This window comes from Dyella kyungheensis (assembly GCF_016905005.1).
GTDB lineage: Bacteria > Pseudomonadota > Gammaproteobacteria > Xanthomonadales > Rhodanobacteraceae > Dyella > Dyella kyungheensis.
Map to the genome: position 1 here is coordinate 1 of NZ_JADIKC010000020.1, position 1,283 is coordinate 1,283.

A 1,283-nucleotide genomic window follows, 5' to 3' on the forward strand; every position below is an offset into this window, starting at 1 on the left:
ATTGTCTAGCCACCTACCCAGGGCATCCGCCTCGGTCTTCGATGCGACGCACACATCTCGGCACGCGTACGAAGTTTCGACACCATCTGCCACAAGAACAGACTCAACGATTAGCCGGCCCGAGAAGTCAGCCGGAGGGCGTTCCACGGCAATTTCGCACAAGTCGATAGTCGCGCCCGGCCCAGCGGGAATGGCGACGTCGATATCGCCACTCGCATGGCCATAGGAACCACCGGCGTAGAAAATGCTGAAATCAACGCGGACCATCCTTACCCCTTTCACTTCTGCGGCGTCCGTTATGGGTCGGAAGCGGACGTTTGCCTAATTCTGATGCTGCTTGCGCCTGGCCAACAAAGCCCGTGCCAGCGCTGCCAATCCGCAGGAGATGCCGGCAGCAAAGCACACCCAGAATAGCCAGAGAAAGACGACAGGTCGCCCGCATCGGGCGAGCTTGGAATCGAGTGCGAATGTGCCATCGCATGCGGCGTATGACAGCGAGAAGCCACTGACCGCGTACACCCAAAAGATGGCGGCGAAAATGAGCATGCCCGCCATAGCGAGGATGAGCCACTTCTGAGTTCGCTTGCGATTCAACATGTCATTCCATCGCTCTGTTTGTAAGGTCCGCTTCGGGTCGGAAGCGGACCTAACGCCAATCAGTCAAACAGTAACATCCAGTAGCGCAGCGGCCGCAGCAAGATGCGATTTGATCAGCCCGGCAAGGCCGTCTGCGCGAACGGCGTCAAAGGCAACCGACTCCTCGTACTTGCTGTCGACCCTCGATATCTGGCCCGGCCTATAGCTCTCGGCGCGACGAAGAACGCAAACCACTGCCGGTTCACCCGGGTCTATCGGTTCCCCGTAGGACAGCGTGATCTGGACCTGTTGAGTAAAGAGATCCCTCTGCCATCGTCGTTCGAAGGCGGCCTCCCATCGAAGGTAGCTTTCTTTGTAGTGATAGGTCCGGGTGGAGTGGTCTGCGTACGCAAGACCCATTGCTTTGAACTCCGGCATTGCGGCAACGATCAAGTCGTCTAGTTCACTTTCTACCTTGCGAAACGCTTGCTCTGCTGGACTGGCGTCCATTGCCGCTCCCCTGATCAGGCTTCGTGTCTGCCGCTGGTAATGCTCTGAACTGTCCGTTATGGGTTGCGGCTTCAGCCGGTCAACGCAACACACTATAGACGCCCAAGCGTGAGGAGTGTTGCCCATGGCTATGCCCCGGAAGCATTTCACAGACGCGGATCGGACCCTGATATGGGACCGATGGCAGCAAGGTGAGT

General features: G+C 57.8%; 3 protein-coding genes. All 3 read right to left on the minus strand.

Translation table 11 applies throughout. The features are described from left to right. A partial coding sequence (locus tag ISP20_RS21395) for a hypothetical protein (RefSeq protein WP_204638238.1) occupies positions 1 to 267 on the minus strand: 267 nt, incomplete at its 3' end. A 54-nt stretch (positions 268 to 321) separates the two neighbouring features. After that, positions 322 to 597: a hypothetical protein gene (locus ISP20_RS21400; protein WP_204638239.1), complete on the minus strand. Its 276-nt coding sequence runs from the start codon at positions 595 to 597 to the stop codon at positions 322 to 324. Positions 598 to 660: 63 nt separating this feature from the next. After that, the gene (locus ISP20_RS21405) at positions 661 to 1,086 is read right to left on the minus strand and encodes a hypothetical protein (protein WP_204638240.1); all 426 of its coding nucleotides are present in this window, start codon (positions 1,084 to 1,086) and stop codon (positions 661 to 663) included. Between the last annotated feature and the right edge of the window lie 197 nt (positions 1,087 to 1,283).